1 protein-coding gene is annotated in these 693 nt (G+C 66.1%); it reads right to left on the bottom strand.

The window, feature by feature from the left end; genetic code table 11:
- Positions 1-616, bottom strand: a 616-nt coding sequence (locus ACP7AU_RS17780; RefSeq protein ID WP_426052285.1) for an IS110 family transposase, incomplete at its 3' end; no start/stop codon positions are given.
- Positions 617-693 lie beyond the last annotated feature (77 nt).

Below are 693 nucleotides of genomic sequence, written 5' to 3'. Positions count from 1 at the left end.
GGGCGCGTGAGGCGATCTCCGCATCGAGCACGGCGATCTGCTGGTCGAGTGTTCGCAGGGTCGAGACCAGCACCAGTAGAATGGTTCGTGCGGCGGGAGGGAGCGCTTCGGCCGGATCTTCGACGCGCGCAATCAGCCGATCGACGTGCGGCACGCCCTTGGGAACGATCCAGCCGTACTCAGCCAGATGCCCCCGCAGGGCGTTGATCGTTTGGGTGCGCTGACGCACCAGCAGGTCGCGGGCGCGGAAGACCACGCTGCTGGCCTGCTGCTCTTCGTCCTTCAAGGGCACAAACCTCATGCTGGGCCGCTGCGCCGCCTCGCAGATCGCCTCGGCGTCGGCCATGTCGTTCTTCTGACGCTTCACGAACGGCTTCACGTAGATCGGCGGGATCAGCCTGACCGTATGGCCCTGTCGAGCCAGCTCCCGACCCCAGTGATGGGCACCGGCACAGGCCTCCATCGCCACGACGCAGGGCGCAAGGCCCGCAAAGAACGCCAGCAGCCGGCCTCGGCCCAGCTTCTTGCGAAACACCACCTCGCCCGCAGCATCCGCGCCATGCGCCTGGAAGATGCTCTTGGCGAGGTCCAAACCAACTGTGCTAACCTGTCCCACGGACGCCTCCTTCGAGTGTTGTTCAACACCCTCACTCTGGCACACGATGCCGTCGGGGGGCGTCCACCCCATCACCC

Source organism: Brevundimonas sp. SL161, from assembly GCF_049896985.1.
GTDB lineage: Bacteria > Pseudomonadota > Alphaproteobacteria > Caulobacterales > Caulobacteraceae > Brevundimonas.
The sequence above is the reverse complement of the archived record's forward strand: the minus strand, read 5'-3'. Positions and strand labels throughout refer to the sequence as shown.